The sequence below is a fragment of the Streptomyces sp. NPDC007205 genome, assembly GCF_040634095.1.
Taxonomy (GTDB): Bacteria; Actinomycetota; Actinomycetes; order Streptomycetales; family Streptomycetaceae; genus Streptomyces.
Map to the genome: position 1 here is coordinate 144890 of NZ_JBEYEW010000006.1, position 23750 is coordinate 168639.

The 23750-nt window shown below is 71.7% G+C and carries 18 protein-coding genes; 12 read left to right on the plus strand and 6 right to left on the minus strand.

The window, feature by feature from the left end:
- Position 1 precedes the first annotated feature (1 nt).
- Genes ABZ624_RS13285 through ABZ624_RS13295 form a run of 3 tightly spaced genes read right to left on the minus strand, consistent with a single transcriptional unit; the run spans position 2 to position 4508 of the window.
- Complete coding sequence (locus ABZ624_RS13285; RefSeq protein WP_360086943.1) at positions 2 to 937, minus strand: hydroxymethylglutaryl-CoA lyase; 936 nt, start codon at positions 935 to 937, stop codon at positions 2 to 4.
- A gap of 17 nt (positions 938 to 954) precedes the next feature.
- A complete protein-coding gene (locus ABZ624_RS13290; protein ID WP_360086461.1) occupies positions 955 to 2880 on the minus strand; it encodes a biotin carboxylase N-terminal domain-containing protein in 1926 nt (641 codons plus the stop codon).
- Positions 2881 to 2891: 11 nt separating this feature from the next.
- Positions 2892 to 4508: a carboxyl transferase domain-containing protein gene (locus ABZ624_RS13295; protein ID WP_360086464.1), complete on the minus strand. Its 1617-nt coding sequence runs from the start codon at positions 4506 to 4508 to the stop codon at positions 2892 to 2894.
- A gap of 109 nt (positions 4509 to 4617) precedes the next feature.
- Between ABZ624_RS13295 and ABZ624_RS13300 the strand changes: the two genes are divergently transcribed.
- The 4 genes from ABZ624_RS13300 (at position 4618) to tesB (ending at position 7984) form a co-directional block, all read left to right on the plus strand.
- Entirely contained in the window at positions 4618 to 5214 is a 597-nt protein-coding gene (locus ABZ624_RS13300) for a TetR/AcrR family transcriptional regulator (RefSeq protein WP_360086467.1), read from the plus strand.
- Positions 5215 to 5239: 25 nt separating this feature from the next.
- On the plus strand, positions 5240 to 5812 hold the full coding sequence (locus ABZ624_RS13305) for a Uma2 family endonuclease (protein WP_360086471.1): 573 nt from the start codon (positions 5240 to 5242) through the stop codon (positions 5810 to 5812).
- Positions 5813 to 5912: 100 nt separating this feature from the next.
- A complete protein-coding gene (locus tag ABZ624_RS13310) occupies positions 5913 to 7070 on the plus strand; it encodes an acyl-CoA dehydrogenase family protein (protein WP_360086474.1) in 1158 nt (385 codons plus the stop codon).
- 47 nt (positions 7071 to 7117) lie between these two features.
- Positions 7118 to 7984, plus strand: coding sequence for an acyl-CoA thioesterase II (gene tesB, locus ABZ624_RS13315; RefSeq protein WP_360086477.1), 867 nt, complete (start codon positions 7118 to 7120; stop codon positions 7982 to 7984).
- Positions 7985 to 8047: 63 nt separating this feature from the next.
- Here the strand turns inward: tesB and ABZ624_RS13320 are convergent, their stop codons facing one another.
- Together ABZ624_RS13320 and ABZ624_RS13325 are read right to left on the minus strand one after the other, a co-directional pair.
- A complete protein-coding gene (locus tag ABZ624_RS13320) occupies positions 8048 to 8836 on the minus strand; it encodes a phosphatase (RefSeq protein ID WP_360086480.1) in 789 nt (262 codons plus the stop codon).
- Between the two features lie 62 nt (positions 8837 to 8898).
- The gene (locus tag ABZ624_RS13325; RefSeq protein ID WP_360086483.1) at positions 8899 to 10365 is read right to left on the minus strand and encodes a helix-turn-helix domain-containing protein; all 1467 of its coding nucleotides are present in this window, start codon (positions 10363 to 10365) and stop codon (positions 8899 to 8901) included.
- A 134-nt stretch (positions 10366 to 10499) separates the two neighbouring features.
- Here ABZ624_RS13325 and ABZ624_RS13330 point away from each other — a divergent pair, with 134 nt between their 5' ends.
- Genes ABZ624_RS13330 through ABZ624_RS13340 form a run of 3 tightly spaced genes read left to right on the plus strand, consistent with a single transcriptional unit; the run spans position 10500 to position 14685 of the window.
- On the plus strand, positions 10500 to 11960 hold the full coding sequence (locus ABZ624_RS13330) for a sodium:solute symporter (protein WP_360086486.1): 1461 nt from the start codon (positions 10500 to 10502) through the stop codon (positions 11958 to 11960).
- A 56-nt stretch (positions 11961 to 12016) separates the two neighbouring features.
- The gene (speB, locus tag ABZ624_RS13335; RefSeq protein WP_360086489.1) at positions 12017 to 12997 is read left to right on the plus strand and encodes an agmatinase; all 981 of its coding nucleotides are present in this window, start codon (positions 12017 to 12019) and stop codon (positions 12995 to 12997) included.
- Entirely contained in the window at positions 12994 to 14685 is a 1692-nt protein-coding gene (locus tag ABZ624_RS13340; RefSeq protein ID WP_360086492.1) for a thiamine pyrophosphate-binding protein, read from the plus strand. The genes speB and ABZ624_RS13340 overlap by 4 nt, the downstream gene beginning before the upstream one ends.
- A 216-nt stretch (positions 14686 to 14901) precedes the next feature.
- On the opposite strand, the gene ABZ624_RS13345 is transcribed toward ABZ624_RS13340, so the two are convergent.
- Positions 14902 to 15801 (minus strand): LysR family transcriptional regulator, encoded by a 900-nt coding sequence (locus tag ABZ624_RS13345; RefSeq protein WP_360086495.1) that lies wholly within the window; start codon positions 15799 to 15801, stop codon positions 14902 to 14904.
- A gap of 134 nt (positions 15802 to 15935) precedes the next feature.
- Here ABZ624_RS13345 and ABZ624_RS13350 point away from each other — a divergent pair, with 134 nt between their 5' ends.
- From ABZ624_RS13350 to ABZ624_RS13370, 5 genes are all read left to right on the plus strand, one after another.
- Positions 15936 to 16991, plus strand: coding sequence for a YncE family protein (locus tag ABZ624_RS13350; protein WP_360086498.1), 1056 nt, complete (start codon positions 15936 to 15938; stop codon positions 16989 to 16991).
- Positions 16992 to 17393: 402 nt separating this feature from the next.
- The gene (locus ABZ624_RS13355) at positions 17394 to 18317 is read left to right on the plus strand and encodes a serine hydrolase (RefSeq protein ID WP_360086501.1); all 924 of its coding nucleotides are present in this window, start codon (positions 17394 to 17396) and stop codon (positions 18315 to 18317) included.
- A gap of 65 nt (positions 18318 to 18382) precedes the next feature.
- Positions 18383 to 19429, plus strand: a complete 1047-nt coding sequence (locus tag ABZ624_RS13360; RefSeq protein WP_360086504.1) for an esterase-like activity of phytase family protein — start codon at positions 18383 to 18385, stop codon at positions 19427 to 19429.
- 60 nt (positions 19430 to 19489) lie between these two features.
- On the plus strand, positions 19490 to 23209 hold the full coding sequence (locus ABZ624_RS13365; RefSeq protein ID WP_360086507.1) for an ABC transporter ATP-binding protein: 3720 nt from the start codon (positions 19490 to 19492) through the stop codon (positions 23207 to 23209).
- A gap of 123 nt (positions 23210 to 23332) precedes the next feature.
- On the plus strand, positions 23333 to 23728 hold the full coding sequence (locus tag ABZ624_RS13370) for a hypothetical protein (RefSeq protein ID WP_360086510.1): 396 nt from the start codon (positions 23333 to 23335) through the stop codon (positions 23726 to 23728).
- Positions 23729 to 23750: the final 22 nt, after the last annotated feature.

Consider the following 23750-nt stretch of genomic DNA (forward strand, 5'->3'; position numbering starts at 1 on the left):
ATCACTGGTCCTTGTGGGGCTGTGTCGTTTTACCGAGTGCGCGGACGGTGCGGGACGGGCTGGGCCGGTCCAGGTGGGCGGCCATCCACACGCTGGTGGCGGTCAGACGGCCGAGGTCGACGCCGGTCTCGATGCCGAGGCCGTGCAGCATCCAGACGAGGTCCTCGGTGGCGAGGTTGCCGGTGGCGGACTTGGCGTAGGGGCAGCCGCCGAGTCCGCCGGCCGAGGCGTCGATCGTGGTCACCCCGTGCTCCAGGGCCGCATAGGTGTTGGCGAGCGCCTGGCCGTAGGTGTCGTGGAAGTGCACGCCGATCATGTCGGTCGGCACGCCCTTCTCGTTGAGCAGGTTGAGCAGTTCGAGCACATGGCCCGGTGTGGCCACGCCGATCGTGTCGCCGAGGCTCAGCTCGTCGCAGCCCATGTCCCTCAGGGCCGTGCAGACGCGGGCCACCTGGTGGAGGGGGACCGCCCCTTCCCAGGGATCGCCGAAGCACATGGAGACATAGCCGCGTACGTGCACACCCGCGTCCTTCGCCTGCCGCACCACCGGCTCGAACACGGCCAGCGACTCGTCCAGCGTGCGGTTGAGGTTGGCCTTCGCGAAGGACTCGGTGGCGCTGGCGAACACCGCGATCCGGCGGGCGCCGAGTGCGAGCGCGCGGTCCAGGCCACGCTGGTTCGGCACCAGGACGGGCAGGTCCACGTCGAGATCGGAGACCTGCGAGAACAGCTGCTCGGCGTCCGCTAGTTGGGGCACCCACCTCGGGTGCACGAAACTCGTCGCCTCGATCGTCGTCAGGCCCGCCTCGGCCAAGCGGCGGATGAACTCCTCCTTGACCGACGTCGGTACGGCCATCTTCTCGTTCTGCAGCCCGTCACGCGCGCCGACCTCGTGGATCCGCACCCGCGCGGGCAGGTCGCCGGCCGGTACGACCATGGGCAGTCCGTGGTCACTCACTCCGCCACCACCCCTTCCTCGTCGTGCGGCGCGATCACGGCGAGCACCTGGTCCATGGCGACCGTCGTGCCCGGCGTCACGTCCAGCTCGGCGACCGTGCCGGCGTGCGGGGCGCAGATGACGTGCTCCATCTTCATCGCCTCGACCACCAGCAGGCTCTGGCCCGCGGCCACGTCATCGCCGACCGCGACCTTCACGACGGTCACCGTCCCGGGCATGGGCGCGGTCAGCGAGTCCGCGCCCGCGTGTCCGGACCGGGTGAGGGATGCGGCGACCGGGTCGTGGTCGCGCACGTGCCAGGCGTCGCCGTCCCGGCCGATCCAGTCACCGGCCCGGTGGAAGGCGTGACGGACGCCGTCCAGGGTGACCGTCACCCGGTCGTCGGTGACGGTGTGGGTGCCCCGGGGGGTGTACGTCACCGGTTCCTGCAGCCGCAGGTGGAAGGCGGGCGGCTTCGGGGTGCCGCCGAGGCGCCAGCCGCTCGGCACCGAGAAGGGGTCGGTCCAGCCCTCCGCACGGGGCTCCAGTGCCTCCAGGCGTACGGCGGCCGCCGCCTCGTACACCGCCTCCGGCACGTCGGCGGGGACCAGCTCGTCCACCACCCGCTCCACGAGCCCCGTGTCCAACTCGCCCGCCACGACCGCCGGATGCCCCAGCAGGCGGCGCAGGAAGCCCGCGTTGGTCTGCACGCCCAGCGTGACCGTCTCCGCGAGGGCCGCTCGAAGCTTCCTCAGCGCCGTCGCCCGGTCCGGGCCGTAGGCGATCACCTTGGAGAGCATCGGGTCGTACAGGCTGCCCACCTCGGTGCCCTCGCTGAGCCCGGAGTCGGTGCGGATGCCGTCGCCCTGCGGTTCGTCCAGGAGCAGGACGGTGCCGCCGGACGGCAGGAACCCGCGTGCCGGGTCCTCCGCGCAGATCCGCGCCTCCACCGCGTGGCCGGTCAGCGTCACGTCCTCCTGCGCGAAGCCCAGCCGCTCCCCGGCCGCCACCCGCAGCTGCCACTCCACCAGGTCCAGGCCGGTGATGAGCTCGGTGACCGGGTGCTCGACCTGGAGACGGGTGTTCATCTCCATGAAGTAGTACTGCGTCGGGTCCCCGCCCGGCACGATGAACTCCACCGTGCCCGCGCCCCGGTACCCGCAGGACCGGGCCGCCTGCACGGCCGCCTCGCCCATCGCCGCGCGGGTCCGCTCGTCCAGCAGGACCGAAGGCGCCTCCTCGATGATCTTCTGGTGCCGCCGCTGGAGCGAGCACTCGCGCTCGCCGAGGTGGACCACGTTCCCGTGGCCGTCGGCCAGCACCTGGATCTCGATGTGCCGGGGCCGGTCGATCCACCGCTCCACCAGCAGCGTGTCGTCACCGAAGGAGGCGCGGGCCTCGCGACGGGCGGCGGCGATCTCCTCCTCCAGCACGGTCATGTCCCGCACCAGGCGCATGCCCTTGCCGCCGCCGCCGGCGGAGGGCTTGAGCAGCACGGGCGCGCCCAGTTCGCGGGCCGCCGCGGCGAGGTCGGGGTCACGGCCGCCCGGCACCACCGGCACCCCGGCCGCCTGCACCGTCTCCTTGGCGCGGATCTTGTCGCCCATGAGCGCGATCGCGTCGGCCGACGGGCCGATGAAGACCAGCCCCGCCTCCTCGCACGCGCGCGCGAAGCCCGCGTTCTCGGCGAGGAAGCCGTACCCGGGGTGCACGGCCTGGGCGCCGGTGCGGGCGGCGGCCTGAAGCAGCCGCTCGACGGACAGATAGCTCTCGGCCGCGGGCGCCGGCCCGATCCGTACCGCCGTGTCGGCCTCCCGGACGTGCCGCGCGTCGGCGTCGGCGTCGGAGAAGACCGCCACCGAGCGCACGCCCAGTGAGCGGAGCGTACGGATGACGCGTACGGCGATCTCGCCCCGGTTGGCGACCAGCACTGTGTCGAACACGGTTCCCCTCCTCACATCCGGAAGACGCCGAACTGGGGCTCTCCCAGCGGCGCGTTGGCACAGGCCGTCAGGGCGAGTCCGAGCACCTGACGGGTTTCCAGCGGGTCGATCACGCCGTCGTCCCAGAGGCGGGCCGTGGCGTAGTAGGCGTTGCCCTGGCGCTCGTACTGCGCGCGGATCGGCGCCTTGAAGGACTCCTCGTCCCCGGCGGGCCACTCCTCGCCGCGGGCCTCCAGCTGGTCCCGCTTGACGGTCGCCAGCACGGATGCGGCCTGCTCGCCGCCCATCACGGAGATCTTGGCGTTGGGCCACATCCACAGGAAGCGGGGGGAGTAGGCCCGGCCGCACATCGAGTAGTTGCCCGCGCCGTACGACCCGCCGACCACCACGGTCAGCTTCGGCACGCGTGTGCACGCCACCGCCGTCACCATCTTGGCGCCGTGCTTGGCGATGCCGCCCGCCTCGTAGTCCTTGCCGACCATGAACCCGGAGATGTTCTGCAGGAACACCAGCGGGATGCCGCGCTGGTCGCACAGCTCGATGAAGTGGGCGCCCTTCTGGGCGGACTCGGAGAAGAGGATGCCGTTGTTCGCGACGATCCCGACCGGGTGGCCGTGGATGCGGGCGAAGCCGGTGACGAGCGTCTGTCCGAACTCGGCCTTGAACTCGGCGAACCGGGAGCCGTCGGCCACGCGCGCGATGATCTCGCGGACGTCGTAGGGAGTGCGGGAGTCGACCGGGACGGCGCCGTACAGCCCGTACGGATCCACCTTCGGCTCGACCGCCGGCTGCACCTCCCAGGGCAGGGGCCGCCGGGCCGGAAGCGTGGCGACGATGTTCCGGACGATCCTCAGGGCGTGCGCGTCGTCCTCGGCGAGGTGGTCGGTGACACCGGAGACCCGGGAGTGGACCTCGCCGCCGCCCAGCTCCTCCGCCGTGACGACCTCACCGGTGGCGGCCTTCACGAGCGGCGGGCCGCCGAGGAAGATCGTGCCCTGGTTGCGGACGATCACGGCCTCGTCGCTCATCGCCGGGACGTACGCCCCTCCGGCCGTGCACGAGCCGAGGACGGCCGCGATCTGCGGGATCCCGGCGCCGGACATCCGGGCCTGGTTGTAGAAGATCCGCCCGAAGTGGTCCCGGTCGGGGAAGACCTCGTCCTGCATCGGCAGGAAGGCGCCGCCGGAGTCGACCAGGTAGACACACGGCAGCCGGTTGTCGAGGGCCACCTCCTGGGCGCGCAGATGCTTCTTCACGGTCATCGGGTAGTACGTGCCGCCCTTGACCGTGGCGTCGTTCGCGACGATCACGCACTCGTGTCCGCTGACCCGGCCGATCCCGGCGATCACCCCGGCCGCCGGAGCCTGCCCCTCGTACATCCCGTCGGCCGCCAGCGGGGCCAGCTCCAGGAAGGGCGAGCCCGGGTCGAGCAGCGTGTCCACCCTGTCCCTCGGCAGCAGCTTGCCGCGCGCGGTGTGCCGGGCCCGTGCCTTCTCGCCGCCGCCGAGCGCCGCCGCGGCCAGCTTGCCGCGCAGCTCCTCGACCAGTGCGAGATGAGCCCGTTCATTGGCCCGCCAGGCCTCCGACGCGGGATCTGCCGCGCTCCGGAGCTCCGGTGCCTCCTGCATCCTGCGGTCCCCTCACCGGTGATCGAACCTGTTGGTCGAACGTGTTAATGAGCGTTAACCATTTCCTTCAGGTTAACGACCGCTAACCCCGCTGTCTAGAATTGCCTGCATGGTCACCAGAACCGACGCCCCGACCCGCCGCGAGCAGATCCTCAAGGAGGCCGCCCGGCTCTTCGCCGAGCGCGGCTTCCACGGCGTCGGTGTCGACGAGATAGGCGCCGCGGTCGGCATCAGCGGCCCCGGCCTGTACCGGCACTTCCCGGGCAAGGACGCGATGCTCGCCGAGCTGCTGGTGGGCATCAGCGGCCAGCTGCTGACCGGGGCCAAGCGGCGCCTGGCGGAGGCGGACGGCCGGATGGGCTCCTCCGCCGTCCTCGACTCCCTGATCGAGGGACACATCGACTTCGCCCTGGACGACCGTCCCCTGATCACCCTGCACGACCGCGAGCTGGACCGCCTCCGCGACAGCGACCGCAAGCTGGTCCGCCAGCTCCAGCGGCAGTACGTCGAGCTGTGGGTGGAGGTGGTCCGCGAGGTGTACCCGGGCCTGTCGGAGCCGTCGGCCCGCTCGGCCGTCCACTCCGTCTTCGGCCTGCTGAACTCCACGCCCCACCTGGGCCGCGCGGGGACGTTGCCCGGCCGCGGGGCGACGGCGGCGCTGCTGCACCGGATGGCAAGGGGGGCGTTCGCGGCGGCGGGGGAGTAGTGGCGCGGGTCACTATCATCGGGATATGGACTACGCGAAGATGCGCGTGATCGCCGAGGAGCTCGATGCCTGGGCCGAGCGAGTCGAAGGGGCCTGGAGCGTCGAGATCGGGCCGTCAGGACCCGTACTGGCCATGAAGCGGCCGCCGATGCGGCATCAGGGTGCCGCGCACCGCATCCGCGAACAGCTCGACGGGCAGGTGCCGGCCACTCACCCCGGCTACGTCTGCGCGAACGGCCCCCAGATCGAGCACCCGGCGATCGGCCGTATGCGCCGCCCGGACGCGGTGGTCATCCCCGAGGCGGCCCTTGACGAGGAGGGCTTCGCCGTCGATGCGACGCAGGTGCCGGCGGTCGTCGAGGTCGCTCCGGTGAGCCCGCACCACGAGTTCGGTGAGAGGCTCGCCGACTATGCCGCCATGAGCATCCCGCACTGTCTGATCGTCGACCCGCGCACCGCCACCGTCGAGGTCCACTCCGACCCGTGCAAGGGCCGCTACGTCCGCAAGGAGTCGTACATCTTCGGCGACTGGGTGTCGTTCGGCCCCTGGACTGTGGACACCTCCGGCTTCCGCCGGTACGGCAAAGCCGGAAACTGACCGGACCGCGTGGTCAAGCTCACCCTGGACGCCGTAGCGTACTCGCCGGTATCTTCGAGTCTGAGCAAGCGCTTAGACAGGGTACCTGGAGGTGGGCGGCGTGCGCCGTACGGTGTTCAACGAGGATCACGAGGCGTTCCGGGAGACCCTGCGCGCCTTCATCGAGGCCGAGGTCGTCCCCGTCTACGACGAGTGGTTCGCCGCCGGCCAGGCGCCGCGCGACTTCTACTACAAGCTCGGCGAGCTGGGCATCTTCGGCATCAGCGTCCCCGAGGAGTTCGGCGGCGCCGGCCTGGACAGCCACAAGTTCGAGGCCGTCGTCTACGAGGAGACCGCCCGCGCGGGCGTGAACTTCGGCGGTTCCGGCGTCCACGTCCTGCTGGCGCTCCCCTACATCAAGATGCTCGCCACCGACGAGCAGAAGAAGCGTTACCTGCCGAAGTTCGCCACCGGCGAGGAGATGTGGGCCATCGCGATGACGGAGCCGGGCACCGGTTCCGACCTCGCGGGCATGAAGTCCACCGCCAAGCTCTCCGAGGACGGCACGCACTACGTCCTCAACGGCGCCAAGACCTTCATCACCGGCGGCGTCCACGCCGACCGCGTGATCGTGTGCGCCCGCACCGCCGCGCCCACCGCCGAGGACCGCCGGCACGGCATCTCCCTGTTCGCCGTGGACACCAAGTCCGAGGGCTACTCCGTCGGCCGCAAGCTCGACAAGCTGGGTCTGAAGACCTCCGACACCGCCGAGCTGGCCTTCGTCGACGTCAAGGTCCCGGTCGAGGACCTGCTCGGCGAGGAGAACAAGGGCTTCTCCTACCTCGGCCACAATCTGGCCTCCGAGCGCTGGGGCATCGCCTTCGGCGCCTACGCGCAGGCCAAGGCCGCCGTCCGGTTCGCCAAGCAGTACGTCCAGGAGCGCACCGTCTTCGGCAAGCCGGTCGCCCACTTCCAGAACACCAAGTTCGAGCTGGCCGCCTGCCAGGCCGAGGTGGACGCCGCCGAGGCCGTCGCCGACCGCGCCACCGAGGCCCTGGACGCCGGTGAGCTGACCCCCGCCGAGGCCGCCAGCGCCAAGCTGTTCTGCACCGAGGTCGCCCACCGTGTCATCGACCGCTGCCTGCAGCTGCACGGCGGCTACGGCTACATGAACGAGTACCCGATCGCCCGCCTGTACGCGGACAACCGCGTCAACCGCATCTACGGCGGCACCAGCGAGATCATGAAGACGATCATCGCCAAGGACATGGGCCTGTAAGGGCCGTGTGACCGGGCGCGATCCACCGGCCGGTACAACAGAAACCCATGAGCCAGGCACTCCAGGATCTCCTCGATCTGCTCGACCTGGAGCAGATCGAGGAGAACATCTTCCGCGGCCGGTCCCGCTCCGCCGTCGTCCCCCGCGTCTTCGGCGGGCAGGTCGCGGCACAGGCGCTGGTCGCCGCAGGCCGGACGGTCCCCGCCGACCGCCCCGCCCACTCCCTGCACGCCTACTTCCTGCGCCCGGGCGACCCCGGCGCACCGATCGTCTACACCGTCGACCGCATCCGCGACGGCCGGTCCTTCACCACCCGCCGCGTGGTCGCCGTCCAGCACGGCAAGCCGATCTTCCACCTCTCGGCGTCCTTCCAGACGTACGAAGAGGGGCTGGAGCACCAGGCGCCCATGCCCGCCTCGCCCGACCCGGCGACCCTGCCCACCTCGCAGGAGCGGCTGCGCGGCTACGACCACCTCGCGCCCGAGGTCGTCGAGAGGTTCCTGCAGGCCCGCGAGGCGATCGACCTCAGGTACGTGGACGAGCCGCCGTACGGGCAGTTCGGCGCGCCCCGCGAGCCGCACTCGCAGGTGTGGTTCCGCACCAACGGCAAGCTCGACGACGACCCCCTCCTGCACGTCGTCCTCGCCACCTACGTCTCCGACATGACCCTCCTCGACTCCGTGCTGCTCGCGCACGGCCGCGGCGGCTGGGCCGTAGGGGATGTCGTGGGCGCCTCCCTGGACCACGCGATGTGGTTCCACCGGCCCTTCCGCGCCGACGAATGGCTGCTGTACGACCAGGAGTCGCCGTCCGCACACGGCGGCCGCGGCCTCGGCCAGGCCCGTATCTACACGCAGGACGGCCGGCTCGCCATCACGGTCATCCAGGAGGGCGTGGTCCGCGTCCCGCGCTGAGCCCGGGCGCGACCATGGTGATCACGGTGACCGTGGTGATCACGGTCCCCGGCGCGTACCGCGTTACGCCATTCCGGCCTCGGCCAGCAGATACGCCGTCAGGGGGTCGTAGTAACGCGGGCTGACCACATGGTCGTCGAGGGGTACGGCGACCTGCAGGGTGCCCTCGGACTCGGCGAGGAACAGCGCCGGGTCGTTGCAGTCGGCGTACCCGACCGCGTCCAGGCCGTGCTGTCCGGCGTACCCGGCCCAGCCGTGGTCGGCGACCACCAGGTCCGGCAACGGGCGGCCCTCCCGCTCAAGTCCCGTCAGAATGGCCCGCATCGGCTCGCCCGAGTGGGTGTGCCACAGCGTCGCCCCGTGCTCCAGCACGGCCACGTCCGCGAACTGCATGACGTACCCCTCGTCCGTCTGCAGCCCGTCCGGGATGACCACGATCTCGCAGCCGGCGGCGCGCAGCGCGGCGGCCGTGGCCCGGTGCACGTCCAGCAGGCCGCCCGGGTGTCCGGTCGCGAACAGCACCCGCTGCTGCCCCTCGGCCGCCTTGCGCAACCGCGCCGCCATCCGCTCCAGCGCGTCCACGGTCAACTCGGGGTCGATGGTGTCCTGCCCGTACCGGTATTCGGGATCGTCGCTGACACCCACCCGCTCGGCCATCACCGCGAGCACGTCCTGCTCGTCGGTCCAGCGGTCGCCGAGTTCCAGACCGAACCAGAAGTTGCGGTCGCCGTTGGCCAGCCTGCGGTAGTGGGAGAGGTTGTTCTCGCGGGGCGTGGCGACGTCTCCCGCGATACGGGTCCTCACCAGGTGGTCGACGAGCTGGGCGCGGCTGGGTGTCCCGGATATCGGCATGCCTCCCATTGTGGGGCAGCGTCCTGTGCGCGTCCTCGGCATATCGCACGCTGGGACGGGGGTCACTTGCCGCCGCGCAACGCGAACCACAACTCCATGCGTACGTCAGGGTCGTCCAGGTCGGCGTCCAGCAGCGCCGCGCACCGGGCGATCCGCTGCCGCACGGTGTTGCGGTGCACCTGGAGCGCCACCGCCGTACGGTCCCAACTGCCGTGCAGCGACAGCCAGGTACGCAGGGTCTCGGCGAGCGGCGGATGGGCGCCGAGCGGTGCGAGCAGCGCCCGGGCGTGGGCCTCGGCCTCCTCCCGCGGCACCAACTCCGCCAGCCCGGGCCGGGCCCGGTGCCGGACCAGCGGCGTACGGGTGGCGCGGGCGCGGGCCAGCGCCCGCGCCGCCTGGCCGTCGGCGGCCGGCCACTCGGGCGGCTCGACGGCAGAACTGACCCCGAGGGTCCAACCGGCCTGCGGCTGCGGCTCCCGCCCGGCCGGCACCAGCACCCGTACGGCATCACGGGCGAGGTCGACCAACGGCGACCCCAGCGCGGCCCCCAGCGCGGAGGCGGCCACGGCATCCGGCAGCTGGCCCTCCGGCCGGGCGTGCACGACGACCCACCGCCCGGCTCCGAGGAGCGGCGCGACCGCCTCGGGCGCCGAGCCGAGCAGCAGCCGCACGAGCGCGGAGGACCGGGCCGCCCCGGCACCGCTCTGGTGCTCGCCGGTGAGGAGCGACAGCAGGACGGAGGCGACGGAGGCGATGGTGTGGTCGCCGGGTTCGCGGTGGGGGGTGGCGACGCCGAGCACGAAGCCCTCTCCGGCACCGAGGGCGTAGGCGGCGAGGTGGGTGTCGCCGAGGGTGTCGGTGGCGGAGGTGGGAGCCGGGCGCCCCGTGGGTCGTACCACCTCCGCCAGACCCGTCAGTGCCTCCCGCGCCTCTTCCGCCGGCTCCCGTCCCGCGCCCGCGATCTGCGTGCCGTCGGGGCCGTACAGCACCGCCCGGCCGCCCAGGCGCCGGGCCAGCTGGCGCAGGACCGAGGGGACCGGATCGGGTCGGGAGGCGGCGGAGGCCAGGCTTTGCTGGGCCTCCGTGACGCGGCGGAGTTCGGCCAGGCGGGCCTGGGCCATCAGCTGCCACACCGCGCGGGCCACACCGGAGAACGTGGTCCGGGGCGGGACCTCCAGCAGCGGAAGGCCGTAGGAGTCGCAGGCCGCGACCAGCGCACGCGGGACCGTGTCGTGGACGGGGGCGAGACCGAACCCGAGGGCCGCGCCGCCCGCCGCCACGATCCGGGAGACGTAGTCGTCGAAGTACGTCCCCGATCCCGCCGCCTCCGGGACGTGCACCCCCGCCGTCAGCAGCAGCTCGCCGCCCAGCAGGTACGGGTACGGGTCGGCCATCTCCGAGGTGTGCGCCCAGTGGATGACGATGCCGGGGTCGGAGGGGCCCGCGATCTGGCGCAGGGCGAGGTCCTCGCGGGCCAGCAGAGCCGTGAGAGACACCGGTGGCGTGGGGGGAACAGTGGGATCCGGCATGGTGTGCGTTCTCTCCATATCGTCCCGCTCGAATGGATGAAACCTACACTTCGCAGTCGCTTTCCGGCCACCTACTGTCGATGGACGTCACCCGCCGGCGACCCCCAGTGCGACTACGAGTGAAGGAGGGCCCCATGGCCGTCGACTACACAGTGATCGTCGTCTATCTGGCCGGCATGCTGGCCATGGGCTGGTGGGGCATGCGCCGTGCCAGGTCCAAGAGCGACTTCCTGGTGGCGGGCCGCCGCCTCGGCCCTGCGATGTACTCCGGCACCATGGCCGCCATCGTCCTCGGCGGCGCCTCCACCATCGGCGGCGTCGGCCTCGGCTACCGGTACGGCCTCTCCGGCGCTTGGATGGTCTTCACCATCGGCCTCGGCCTGCTGGCCCTCTCCGTCTTCTTCTCCGCCCGCATCGCCCGCCTGAAGGTCTACACCGTCTCCGAGATGCTGGACCTGCGCTACGGCGGCCGGGCGGGCGTGATCTCGGGCGTCGTGATGTGGGCGTACACGCTCATGCTCGCGGTGACCTCGACCATCGCGTACGCCACCATCTTCGACGTCCTCTTCGACATGAACCGGACCGTCGCGATCATCCTCGGCGGCTCGATCGTCGTCGCCTACTCCGCCCTCGGCGGCATGTGGTCGATCACGCTGACGGACATGGTGCAGTTCGTCGTCAAGACGATCGGCGTCCTGCTCCTGCTCCTGCCCGTCGCCGTGGTCAAGGCGGGCGGCTTCTCCGAGATGAGGGCCAAGCTGCCGACCTCGTACTTCGACCCGCTGGGCATCGGCGGCGAGACCATCTTCACCTACGTCCTGATCTACACCTTCGGCATGCTGATCGGCCAGGACATCTGGCAGCGCGTGTTCACCGCCCGCAGCGACAGGACCGCGAAGTGGGGCGGCACGGTGGCCGGAACCTACTGTCTGGCCTACGCCCTCGCCGGAGCCGTCATCGGCACGGCGGCCAAGGTCCTCTACCCCCGGCTGGGCAGCCCCGACGACGCCTTCGCCACCGTCGTCAAGGACGAACTCCCCATCGGCGTACGGGGACTGGTGCTGGCCGCCGCCCTGGCCGCGGTGATGTCGACGTCCTCCGGTGCGCTGATCGCCTGCGCCACGGTCGCGAACAACGACATCTGGTCGCGGCTGCGGGGCGTGGTCCGGCGTGACGGGGACGCGCACGACGAGGTGAAGGGCAACCGCGCCTTCATCCTGATCATGGGCGTGGCGGTGATCGGCACCGCGATCGCGCTGAACAACGTCGTGGAGGCCCTGACGGTGGCGTACAACCTCCTCGTCGGCGGCCTGCTCGTGCCCATCCTCGGCGGGCTGCTGTGGAAGCGCGGCACCGTGCAGGGCGCACTGGCCTCCGTGATCGTGGGCGGCCTGGCCGTCATCGGCCTCATGGCCGGGTACGGCATCCTCGCCGACGAACCCGTCTACTACGGCCTCCTGGCCTCCCTCGCCGCCTACGTCGCCGTATCCCTGGCGACCAGGCCCACCGACGAGGCGGTCCTGACCGCCTGGCGCGAGCGTCTCGCCGGACGGTCCGCCGAACTCGTGTCCGAACCGGTCCCCGCTCCCCAGTAGAGTCGTAGGGAAAGCAGTACATGCGCGACGAAGCGCAGGAAAGAAGGCATTTCATTATGAGCAGCAACGAGACGCCCCGCGGCCCCGTCGACTCCTCCCGCATCCCGCGGTACGCCGGCCCCGCGACCTTCGCCAGGCTGCCCCGCCTCGACGAGGTCGGCACCGCCGACGTCGCCGTCGTGGGCGTGCCGTTCGACTCCGGCGTCTCGTACCGGCCGGGCGCCCGCTTCGGCGGCAACGCCATCCGCGAGGCGTCCCGGCTGCTGCGCCCGTACAACCCCGCGCAGGACGCCTCTCCCTTCGCCCTGGCCCAGGTGGCGGACGGCGGCGACATCGCCGTGAACCCGTTCAACATCAACGAGGCCGTGGAGACCATCGAGGCGGCTGCGGACGACCTCCTCGGCACTGGCGCCCGCCTGATGACCCTCGGCGGCGACCACACCATCGTCCTGCCCCTGCTGCGCTCGGTGGCGAAGAAGCACGGCCCCGTCGCCCTGCTCCACTTCGACGCCCACCTGGACACCTGGGACACCTACTTCGGCGCCGAGTACACGCACGGCACCCCGTTCCGCCGCGCGGTCGAGGAGGGCATCCTCGACACCTCCGCGCTCTCCCACGTCGGCACCCGCGGCCCCCTGTACGGCAAGCAGGACCTCACCGACGACGAGAAGATGGGCTTCGGCATCGTCACCTCGGCGGACATCTACCGCCGGGGCGCCGACGAGGTCGCCGACCAGCTGCGCCAGCGCATCGGCGACCGCCCGCTGTACATCTCGATCGACATCGACTGCCTCGACCCGGCGCACGCGCCCGGCACCGGCACCCCGGAGGCGGGCGGCATGACCTCCCGCGAGCTGCTGGAGATCCTGCGCGGTCTGGCGTCCTGCAACCTGGTGTCGGCGGACGTCGTCGAGGTCGCTCCCGCGTACGACCACGCGGAGATCACCTCGGTGGCGGCCTCCCACACGGCCTACGAACTGACCACCATCATGAGCCGCCAGATCGCGGCGGCCCGGAAGGACGCGGAAGCGAAGTGACCCACGACCACGACCTGGTACTCCGCCCGACGGCGGCACAGATCTCGACCGCGCTGAACCCGCCCCCGGGCCGGAACGGCGGAGACCTGGTCGTGGAAACGCTGGCCGGGCTCGGCGCGACCACCGTCTTCGGCCTGCCCGGCCAGCACGCCCTCGGCATGTTCGACGCCCTGCGCCGCTCCTCGCTGACGTATGTCGGCCTGCGGGTGGAGAACAACGCGGGCTTCGCGGCGGACGCGTACGGCAGGATCACGGGAGAGGCGGCCCCGCTGCTGCTCTCGACGGGGCCGGGCGCGTTGACGTCCCTCGCGGCGCTCCAGGAGGCCGCCTCCGCCTCCGCCCCCGTACTGGCGATCAGCAGCCAGATCCCGACGGCGGGCCTGGGCGGCGGCCGCCACGGCTACCTCCACGAACTCCCGGACCAGGCCGCCTCGTTCCGGGGCGTGGTGAAGTCCGTCCACACGGTCCGCACCCAGTCACAGATCCCGTCCGCCATCGCGGCGGCCTGGAAGTCGGCGCTGACGGCACCGCACGGCCCGGTGTGGGTGGAGATCCCGCAGGACGTGCTGCTGGCTCCGACCGCGCTGCCGGTGGTGACGGCACCGGACGCGACCCCGGAGGACCTGGTGCCGCGCCCCGAACTCACGGCAGTCGCCGCGGACCTGCTGTCGCGGGCCGCCCGCCCGGCGATCATCGCGGGCGGCGGGGTCGTACGCTCCGACGCATCGGGCAAGCTGCTCCAGCTGGCCGAGAAACTCCAGGCCCCCGTCGTGACGACCTTCGGCGGCAAGGGCGCGTTCCCGTGGCACCACCCGCTGTCCCTCCAGTCCTGGCTGGAGGACCGCCACACCACGGACTTCCTGGAGGACGCGGACGTACTCCTGGTGGTCGGCTCGGGCCTCGGCGAACTCTCCTCCAACTACCACACGTTCAAGCCGCGTGGCCGAGTGATCCAGATCGAGGCGGACCTCGGCAAACTGGAGTCCAACCACCCGGCCCTCGGCATCCATGCGGACGCCCGCCTGGCCCTGCAGGCGCTGCTGGAGACGGTGCCCGAGCGGGTGGACGCCGAGGCCCCGGAGCGCGTACGGACCCTCCTCGGTAAGGTCGCCGACCGCATCTCCTCCCAGGAACTCACCCTGGAACAGCACGTGTTGGCCTCGGTGCGCAGGGCCCTCCCCGCCCACTCCCCGTCCTTCTGGGACATGACGATCCTGGCCTACTGGGCCTGGTCCGCCTTCGACCCGCAGGGCTCCAACCACATGCACTCCGCCCAGGGCGCCGGCGGCCTCGGCTACGGCTTCCCGGCGGCCCTGGGCGCGGCGGCGGCCGACCCGAGCCGCCCGGTACTGGCCGTCTCCGGCGACGGCGGAGCCCTCTACTCGATCGCCGAGCTGGCCACGGCCCGCCAGTACGACCTGCCCGTCACCTGGCTCATCGTCGACGACGGCGGCTACGGCATCCTCCGCGAGTACATGACGGACACCTTCGGCCAGGCGACGGCGACGGAGCTGTCCCGCCCGGACTACGCGGCCCTGGCGGAGTCCTTCGGCGTCCCCGCGGTCCGTACGACCCCGGAGACCCTGCAGGAGGACCTGGCGAAGGCGCTGGCGGCACCGGGCCCGTCGGTGGTCGTGCTCCCGGCGGTGCTGCGGATGTTCGCGCCTACGCATCTGGGCACGAGCTGATCACTCCTTGCGGTCGCTCTTCCAACTGCCCATGCACCTGGTCGACTACGTCATCGTGCACGAATTGGTGCATGTGAGGGTGCCGGGGCACGGAGCCCGATGGCCGCCGCCTCCCGGTCCGACCTGGACCACGTACGCGCCTGCCTCGTACGCGACCGCGAACGGCGCTGCTTCGGTACGCAGGGTAGCGACACATCCGCGGACGTTCGGCGTTCCTCAGGCGTTCCCGTCCGGTGCCAGGACCGCGGCCGCCAGATGGTCGCGGAACCAGCGGTGGCCCGGGTCGGCCGCGTTGCGGGGGTGCCAGGCCATCCCGAGGTCCAGGGGTGCCAGGTCGAGGGGGACCGGGAAGGTGCGCAGGCCCAGCGCGGCGATGGTGCCGGGGAGCCAGTCGGGCAGGGTGAGGGCGACGAGGTCGGTGTCCCGGGCCAGCATCAGCGCGGCCGTGTAACCGGGCACGACCACCGCGGTCCGGCGCCGCAGTCCGAGGTCCGCGAGCGCCCGGTCGATCGGCCCGGTGCGCTTGCCCAGCCGGGAGACGCCGATGTGGCCGGCCGCGGCGAAACGGCGGGCGTCTATCCGCCCGTGGAAGAGGGGATGACCGCTGCGGGCGACACCGACCAGGTGCGCGCGCCTGAGCTGGCGGGTGTGGATCTCGGGATCCAGATGGTCGAGGACGCCCAGTTCGACGTCGACCAGCCCCTGCCGCAGCGCGGGGCCGCCCTCCACCGCCTCCGGCAGGAAGACCACGTCCACGTGCGGGGCCTCCGCGTGGACCCGGTCGGTCAGGGTCCCCGCCAGCCCCGTCAGCAGCAGGTCGGTGGCCTGCACCGTGAACGTGCGCCGCAGATGCACCGGTTCGAAACCGGCCCCCGGCCGAAGGACGTCGTCGCAGCCGCGCAGCAACACGGCCACCTCCTCGCGGAGTTCCAGCGCCCGCGGCGTCGGCACCATCCGCTGGCCCGCACGGACCAGCAGCGGATCACCGACGGCACGGCGGAGCCGGGCCAGCGTACGGCTGACCGCCGCGGGTGAGGTACCGAGCCGCTCGGCGGCACGGGTCACGCTGTTCTCCTGGAGCAGGGCGTCCAGGGCGCGCAGCAGATTGAGATCCATGGACGCTCCTGAGCTGTGTTCTTACGTCTGAGGCAATGATTGCGTGCCGATCTTTGCATTGCCGCGGAACTCCCTGGTGCGGAGGGTGGGAGTGTCCACGAAAACCGGATGAGCCCAGTGACGAGGAGTCACCTGTGCATCAGCAGTCACCCCGTGCCGGTCGAGAAGGCGATGTGCTGGCCGTGGTCAGCCAGAGCGGCCCGGCGGTCGCGTTCTACGACGCCTCCTGCGACCGGCACCTCGGTACGACCGAAGTCCCGGCCGAGCCCCATGAGTTGTGCTTCGACCCGGCGCAGCGGCTGCTGTGGTGCAGCAGCACGTACCGCTCGGGCTACTACCACGCCAACACCGGCCGCAGCACCGAGCTGACCGCCATCGACCCCGGCACCCGCCGGATCGTGGAGGTCGTCGACCTCGCTCCCGAACACGCCCCGCACGGGCTGGCCCTGGACGCGGCACGCGGCCGTCTCTACGTCAGTGTGGAGGGCGGGGCGGACCGGCCCGGCGGCGTCGTGGTGATCGACACCGCCACCCGCCGGCCCCTGGGCAGGATCGACACCGGCGCGCCCGGACCCCACTGGTTCGCCGTCGATCCGACGGGGCGGACGGGCTACGCGGCCAACAAGGAGGCACCGTTCGTGTCGGTGGTCGACCTCGAACGCGGCGTACTCACGGGGAAGGTGGAGGTGCCGGGCAGCGAAGGGCTCGCCGTCTCCGCCGACGGGGCGCACGTCTTCGTCGCCGCCCCGTACGCCGGTGCCGCCGAGGGACAGACCCCCGGCATCCGGGTGGTCGACACCGGCACGCTGTCCGTGACCGCCACCCTGCCGACGGAGCACGTCGTCATGCCGGTGCACCTGACCTCGACGGGCAAACTGCTCACCGGCGAGGTACGCACACAGCCCGCCCCTGACTCCGGCCCTGACTCCGGCACCGGCCGCCAGATGCCGGGGCGCCTCACCGTGTTCTCGGCCGCCACCCACGAGCGCCTCGGTGAACTGGAGGTCGGAGTGATGCCGTTGACCGTCCGATCCTCCCCTGACGGCCGGCTCGCCTATGTGGCCTGCGTCGTCTCCTCCACCGTCCATGTGATCGACCTGGATACCCTGAGCACCCTGACCCGGCTCGACATCGCCAAGCGCGGCGTACCGGGAGCACACGGGCTGGCGTACATCCCGCGCCCGGCCTGAAGACGGCGTTCCCTCGTCCGCCGCCCGGAGATGCCCCGCAGCCTCGACGCCCGTCCCGACCGCCGGCCGCGTCCACGGGCTCATGGTCGACCTCGGCCCCACGCACGTGCCCCAAGAGCGACGACCTCCGGGGTCTGGACAACTTGTTGTTGCGGAGGGCAGGGCGCGAGTCCGAAGGGGTCGGGGGTGAGATACCGGGCGGCTTCGGGGTCGTAGTGACGGAAGTAGTTGCGGTATTACCGGTATTGCCCACCCCGGTTCCGGACGGAACCAATCATCGGCCCCCGCCGGACACGTGGAACTTGCGCCCTGGGAACATGCGTACAACTTCCGGCCGCCCCGGTGAGTCCACCCCACAGGCGCCGGTATCGCGCCCACACGACGTTCCCAGGGGGACCTTCCATGACCCACCGCATGACCCGACGCGCCAGAGTGCTGACGGCATTCCTCGGCGCGGGCGTGCTCATACCCACCGTGGCCGCCGCCACCCCGGCCGCCGCGACCACGCCCACCGTCAGCTGTACGTCCGCCAAGGCGGGCCTCGCCGCCAAGCTGCAGAAGGACATCACGGCCGCCCTCGCGAACCGCAAGGGCACGGTCGCCATCGGCCTGTACGACCGCAGCACCAGCACCACCTGCACCCTGCGCGCCACCAGCTCCTACGACTCGGCCAGCACCGTCAAGGTCACCGTGCTCGCCACGCTGCTGTGGGACGCCAAGAAGCACAACCGGTACCTGACCGACCGTGAGACCTCGCTCGCCAAGGCCATGATCACCCAGTCGGACAACGACGCGACGACCGCGCTGTGGAAGCAGCTGGGCGTGACGAAGATCAAGGGCTTCCTGGCCGCCGCCGGGATGACCAGGACCGTGCCGGGCGCGGACGGCTACTGGGGCCTGACCCAGGAGAACGTCACCGACGAGCAGAAGCTGCTGGGGCTCATCACCGCCAGGAACAGCGTGCTGAGCGACAACGCCCGCGCCTACATCCTGAAGCTGATGAGCCAGGTCGTCTCCGACCAGCGCTGGGGCACCCCGGCCGGCGCGCCGTCCACGGTCTCCGTGCACGTCAAGAACGGCTGGCTGCAGCGCGCGACGCACGGCTGGCGGGTGCACAGCCTCGGCACCTTCAACGGCGCCGGCCACGACTACATGATCTCGGTGCTCACGCAGGACGACAGCACCATGGACTACGGCGTCACCACCATCCAGAACGTCGCCAAGGCCATTCACAGGGACCTGGTGCCGACCACGTCCGGCACGGCCGTCTACACCCCGACCAGCAGGCCCAGCGAGGCGTTCGTCGCGGTGCCGCCGCAGGGCTGACGCCGCACGAGGTGGTTCACGGGGCGGAGTCCCGCAGGACACCCGTCCGCCCTACGGTGACCGGCATGCGCCTGAGAACCGTACTCGCCACCCTCACCGCCGGCCTGGCGGCGGCCACCTCCCTGACCGCCGCCGGGCCCGCGACCGCCGCCAACTCCGCGAGCGGGCATGCCTGTTCACCGGCCGTCTCCATCGACCACTTCTCCGACGCGCTCGACAAGACGACGTACGACGGCACCTTCGTCGGCAACTTCTCCGCCCTCGCGGTGGACCGGGACGGATCGCTCGCGGCCCTGGAGGACCGCTCGTCCCTGTTCGGCCTGGACCCGACGACCCTTCAGCCGAAGGCGGCCGTCCACCTCGCCGACGAGAAGGGCGCCGACCTCGACTCCGAGGGCCTGGCCGTCGACGGGGACGGCACCCGGCTGATCACCTCCGAGACGGAGCCGTCCGTCCGGCGGTACTCCGTCGACGGCAGGATCCTGGACCGGCTCCCGGTCCCCTCCTCCCTCCTCGTCGCCCCGGCCGGCCGTGCCACCCCCAACCAGACCTTCGAGGGCCTGACCCTGCTGCCCGGCGGCCACACCCTGCTGGCCTCCATGGAGGACGCGATCTCGGGCGACGCCGCCGGGATCGTCCGCTTCCAGACCTGGACCCGCCACCACGGCCGTTTCCGCCTCGCCGCCCAGTACGCCTACCGCACCGACGCCGGCCTCGGCGTCCCCGAGGTCCAGGCCACCCCCGACGGCCGCCTCCTCGTCCTGGAGCGCGGCTTCACCGCCGGCGTCGGCAACACCGTCCGCCTCTACCTGGCCGACCTGCGCCACGCGACCGACACCAGCGGTGTCGAGCACCTGACCGGCCGGCCGGACGTCCACCTGATCAGGAAGACCCTCCTGGCCGACATCGCCGCTTGCCCGAGCCTCGGCGCCACGGCCAGGCAGCCCCAGCCGAACCCGCTGCTGGACAACATCGAGGGCATGACGATCACCGGACGTGATCACTCCGGTCGCCTGAAGGTGCTGCTGGTGAGCGACGACAACCAGAACGCGGCCCAGACGACCCGCTTCTACTACCTGCGTGTACGCGTGCCCTTTGTTGCGGAGGGATGAAATCCGCATCCGCTGACGTTGGTGCCTTCCGGTAGAGCAGGTCGACAGGAAGGCACCGGCGTGACAGCGCAACGGGGATGGGCACGACGTCTGGCGGCATACGCCTGGCGGTATCCGAGGGACGTCGTCCTCGCCCTCGGCTCGTCCCTCGCCGGTATGGCGGTCATGGCCATGGTCCCGCTGATCACCAAGGTGATCATCGATGACGTCATCGGGAACCACACCCGCTCGATGGGCCCCTGGGCCGGCGCCCTCATAGCCGCCGCCCTGCTCGTCTACGTCCTCGCCTACATCCGCCGCTACTACGGCGGCCGGCTCGCCCTCGACGTCCAGCACGACCTGCGGACCGAGATGTACGGCACGATCACCCGCCTCGACGGCCGCCGCCAGGACGAGCTGTCCACGGGACAGGTGGTCGGCCGGGCCACCAGCGACCTGCAGCTGATCCAGGGCCTGCTCTTCATGCTCCCGATGACGCTCGGGAACGTCCTGCTCTTCCTGATCTCCCTGGTGATCATGGCGTGGCTGTCGCTGCCGCTGACCCTGGTCGCCCTCGCCGTGGCACCGGCCCTGTACGGGATCGCCAAGCGCAGCCGCAGCAGGCTCCACCCCGCCACCTGGTACGCCCAGGCCCAGGCCGCCGCCGTCGCGGGCGTGGTCGACGGCGCCGTCAGCGGCGTACGCGTGGTGAAGGGCTTCGGGCAGGAGGAGCAGGAGACCGGGAAGCTCCGGGAGGTCGGCCGCCGCCTCTTCGCGGGCCGCCTGCGCACCATCCGGCTGAACAGCAGGTACACCCCCGCCCTGCAGGCCGTCCCCGCCCTCGGCCAGGTCGCCATGCTGGCCCTCGGCGGCTGGCTGGCCGTACGCGGGCACATCACGCTCGGCACGTTCGTCGCCTTCTCCAGCTATCTCGCCCAGCTGGTCGGCCCGGTGCGCATGCTCGCGGTGGTCCTCACCGTCGGCCAGCAGGCCCGGGCCGGCACCGAGCGCGTCCTGGAGCTGATCGACACCGAGCCGACGATGCGGGACGGCACGAAGACGCTGCCCGCCGACGCGCCGGCGGCCGTCGAGTTCGACGACGTGGCCTTCGGGTACGACGACGGGTCCAAGGTCCTGGACGGGCTGAGCTTCGAGATCCGGCCGGGCGAGACCCTGGCCGTCGTCGGCTCCTCCGGCTCCGGCAAGTCCACCCTCTCCCTGCTGCTCCCGCGCTTCTACGACGTCACCCACGGCGCCGTCCTGATCGGCGGCCACGACGTCCGCGAGCTGACCCTGGACTCCCTGCGGGCCGCGATCGGGCTGGTGCCGGAGGACTCCTTCCTCTTCTCGGACACCGTCCGCGCCAACATCGCCTACGGCCGCCCGGACGCCACCCGGGAGGAGATCGAGGCCGCCGCCCGCGCCGCCCAGGCGGACCGTTTCATCGCCGAGCTTCCCGAGGGCTACGACACCAAGGTCGGCGAGCAGGGCCTGACCCTCTCCGGCGGCCAGCGCCAGCGCATCGCGCTCGCCCGCGCCCTGCTCACCGACCCGCGCCTGCTCGTCCTGGACGACGCCACCTCGGCCGTGGACGCCCGTGTCGAGCACGAGATCCACGAGGCGCTGAAGCACGTCATGGCGGGCCGTACGACCCTGCTCATCGCGCACCGCCGCTCCACCCTCAACCTCGCCGACCGCATCGCCGTACTCGACGGCGGCCGGCTCGCCGACCTCGGCACCCACGAGGAACTCCAGCAGCGGTCCGCGCTGTACCGGCGGCTGCTCACCGACCCGGACGAGCTGGGCGGGGTCTCCCCGGGCCACGCCGAGCCCGCCCTGCCACGCGAGGACACCTCCGTCCGCGAGGAGCTGGACGCCGAGTTCGACGCCGAGCGGGGCGTGACCCCCAGGCTGTGGACCGGTGACCGCACACCCAAGGACCAGGCGCTCAGCGGCACCCCCGCCACCCCGGAACTCCTCGCCCAGGTGGAGGCGCTGCCGCCGGCCACCGACACCCCGGACGTCGACGAGGCCCAGGCGGTGCGCCGCGAGGACTCCTACGGCCTGCGCCGCCTGCTGCACGGCTTCGGCGCGCCCCTCCTGGTCAGCCTGCTGCTGGTCGCCGTGGACGCGGGCGCGGGCCTGCTGCTGCCGGTGCTGATCCGGCACGGCATCGACTCGGGCGTCAGCAAGATGGCGCTCGGCGCGGTCTGGGCGGCCTCGCTGCTCGCGCTGCTGACCGTGGCGGTGCAGTGGACCGCGCAGATCGGCGAGACCCGGATGACCGGCCGTACCGGCGAGCGGGTGCTGTACACGCTGCGGCTGAAGATCTTCGCGCAGCTGCAGCGGCTGGGGCTCGACTACTACGAGCGCGAGCTGACCGGCCGGATCATGACACGGATGACGACGGACGTCGACGCCCTGTCGACCTTCCTGCAGACCGGGCTGGTCACGGCGTTCGTCTCGGTCGTCACCTTCTTCGGCATCATGGCCGTCCTGCTGGTCCTCGACCTGCGGCTCGCCCTCGTGGTCTTCGCGACGCTGCCCCCGCTGATCGTCGCGACCTTCTTCTTCCGCCGGGCCAGCGTGAAGGCGTACGAACTCGCCCGGGAACGCGTCTCGTCGGTCAACGCCGACCTGCAGGAGTCGGTCGCCGGGCTGCGGATCGTGCAGGCCTTCCGGCGCGAACGGGACGGCGGGCGGCGGTTCACCGAGCGCAGCGACAGCTACCGGCGCGCCCGCGTCCGCGGCCAGTGGCTGATATCCGTCTACTTCCCGTTCGTCCAGCTGCTGTCCTCGGTGGCGGCGGCGAGCGTGCTGATCGCCGGCGCGCACCGCATCGAGGCGGCCACGCTGACGACCGGCGCCCTGGTCGCGTACCTGCTCTACATCGACCTGTTCTTCGCCCCGGTCCAGCAGCTCTCCCAGGTCTTCGACGGCTACCAGCAGGCCACGGTGTCCCTGGGCCGCATCCAGGAGCTGCTGCGCGAGCCGACGTCGACGAAGCCGGCGGTCGAGCCCCTGGAGGTGCTGTCCCTGCGCGGTGACATCGCCTTCGAGGACGTGCACTTCGCCTACGGGGGCGAGGAAGAGGCGCTGACCGGCATAGACCTGACGATCCCCGCCGGCCAGACGGTGGCCTTCGTCGGCGAGACCGGCGCCGGCAAGTCGACCCTCGTCAAGCTGGTCGCGCGCTTCTACGACCCCACCGCGGGGCGGGTCACGGTCGACGGCACGGATCTGCGCGCCCTGGACCTGACCTCGTACCGGCACCGCCTCGGGGTCGTCCCGCAGGAGGCCTACCTCTTCCCGGGCACGATCAGGGACGCCATCGCCTACGGCCGTCCCGACGCCACCGACGCCGAGGTGGAGGCGGCGGCGCGGGCGGTCGGCGCGCACGACATGATCGCCACGCTGGACGGCGGCTATCTGCACGAGGTCGCCGAGCGCGGCCGCAACCTCTCGGCCGGCCAGCGCCAGCTGATCGCGCTCGCCCGCGCCGAACTGGTCGACCCCGACGTCCTGCTGCTGGACGAGGCCACGGCTGCCCTGGACCTGGCCACCGAGGCCCAGGTCAGCCAGGCCACCGACCGCCTGGCCGGCCGCCGTACGACGCTGGTGGTCGCCCACCGCCTGACCACGGCGGCCCGCGCGGACCGGGTGGTGGTGATGGACCACGGCCGGGTCGTGGAGGACGGCACCCACGACGAACTCCTCGCCCGCAACGGCCGGTACGCCGCACTGTGGCGCACCTTCGTCGGCCGCCCCGAACCGGAGGAGCCGGTCACCGCGTCCCGCTGAGGACATTCCCGGGACCCTGTCGACGCGTGGTGCTGACGGTCGTGCAACCATCCGACATACGTCGTGCGTCCGTACATCAGTACGGCATTCGGGGGTGCACGACCGCATGCGGGGAGGACGACAGTGGACAGTGGTGGGATACGCCGGCGTCTGGCGCTCGGCGCGGCAGTGCTGGCCGCGGCCGGAGTGCTCGGTTTCGTGGCATCCGGTACCGCCGAGGCGGGCACGGTCAGTGGCTGCGCCGGGAGCGAGGTGTGGACGCGGCAGTTCAGCAGCGGGGTCACACACGTCTACCGGCGCGACGGCTACATCTGTGCCGTCACCGTCGCCCGGCACTCCGGCCCTGCCCGGACGATGTCCGTCAGCGTCCAGGTCCGTGGCGGCCGCCCGGTCGTCGACAAGGGGCGCTACCAGCAGCTCGCGGGCCCGGTGACGGTCCACGCCGGCCACCGCTGCGTGTGGGTCAAGGGCTCGGTGGGATCGAGCGGATCGGTCGACTCGGGCTGGATCCTGTGCTGACGGCCGGCCCGCCGGGGTCGTC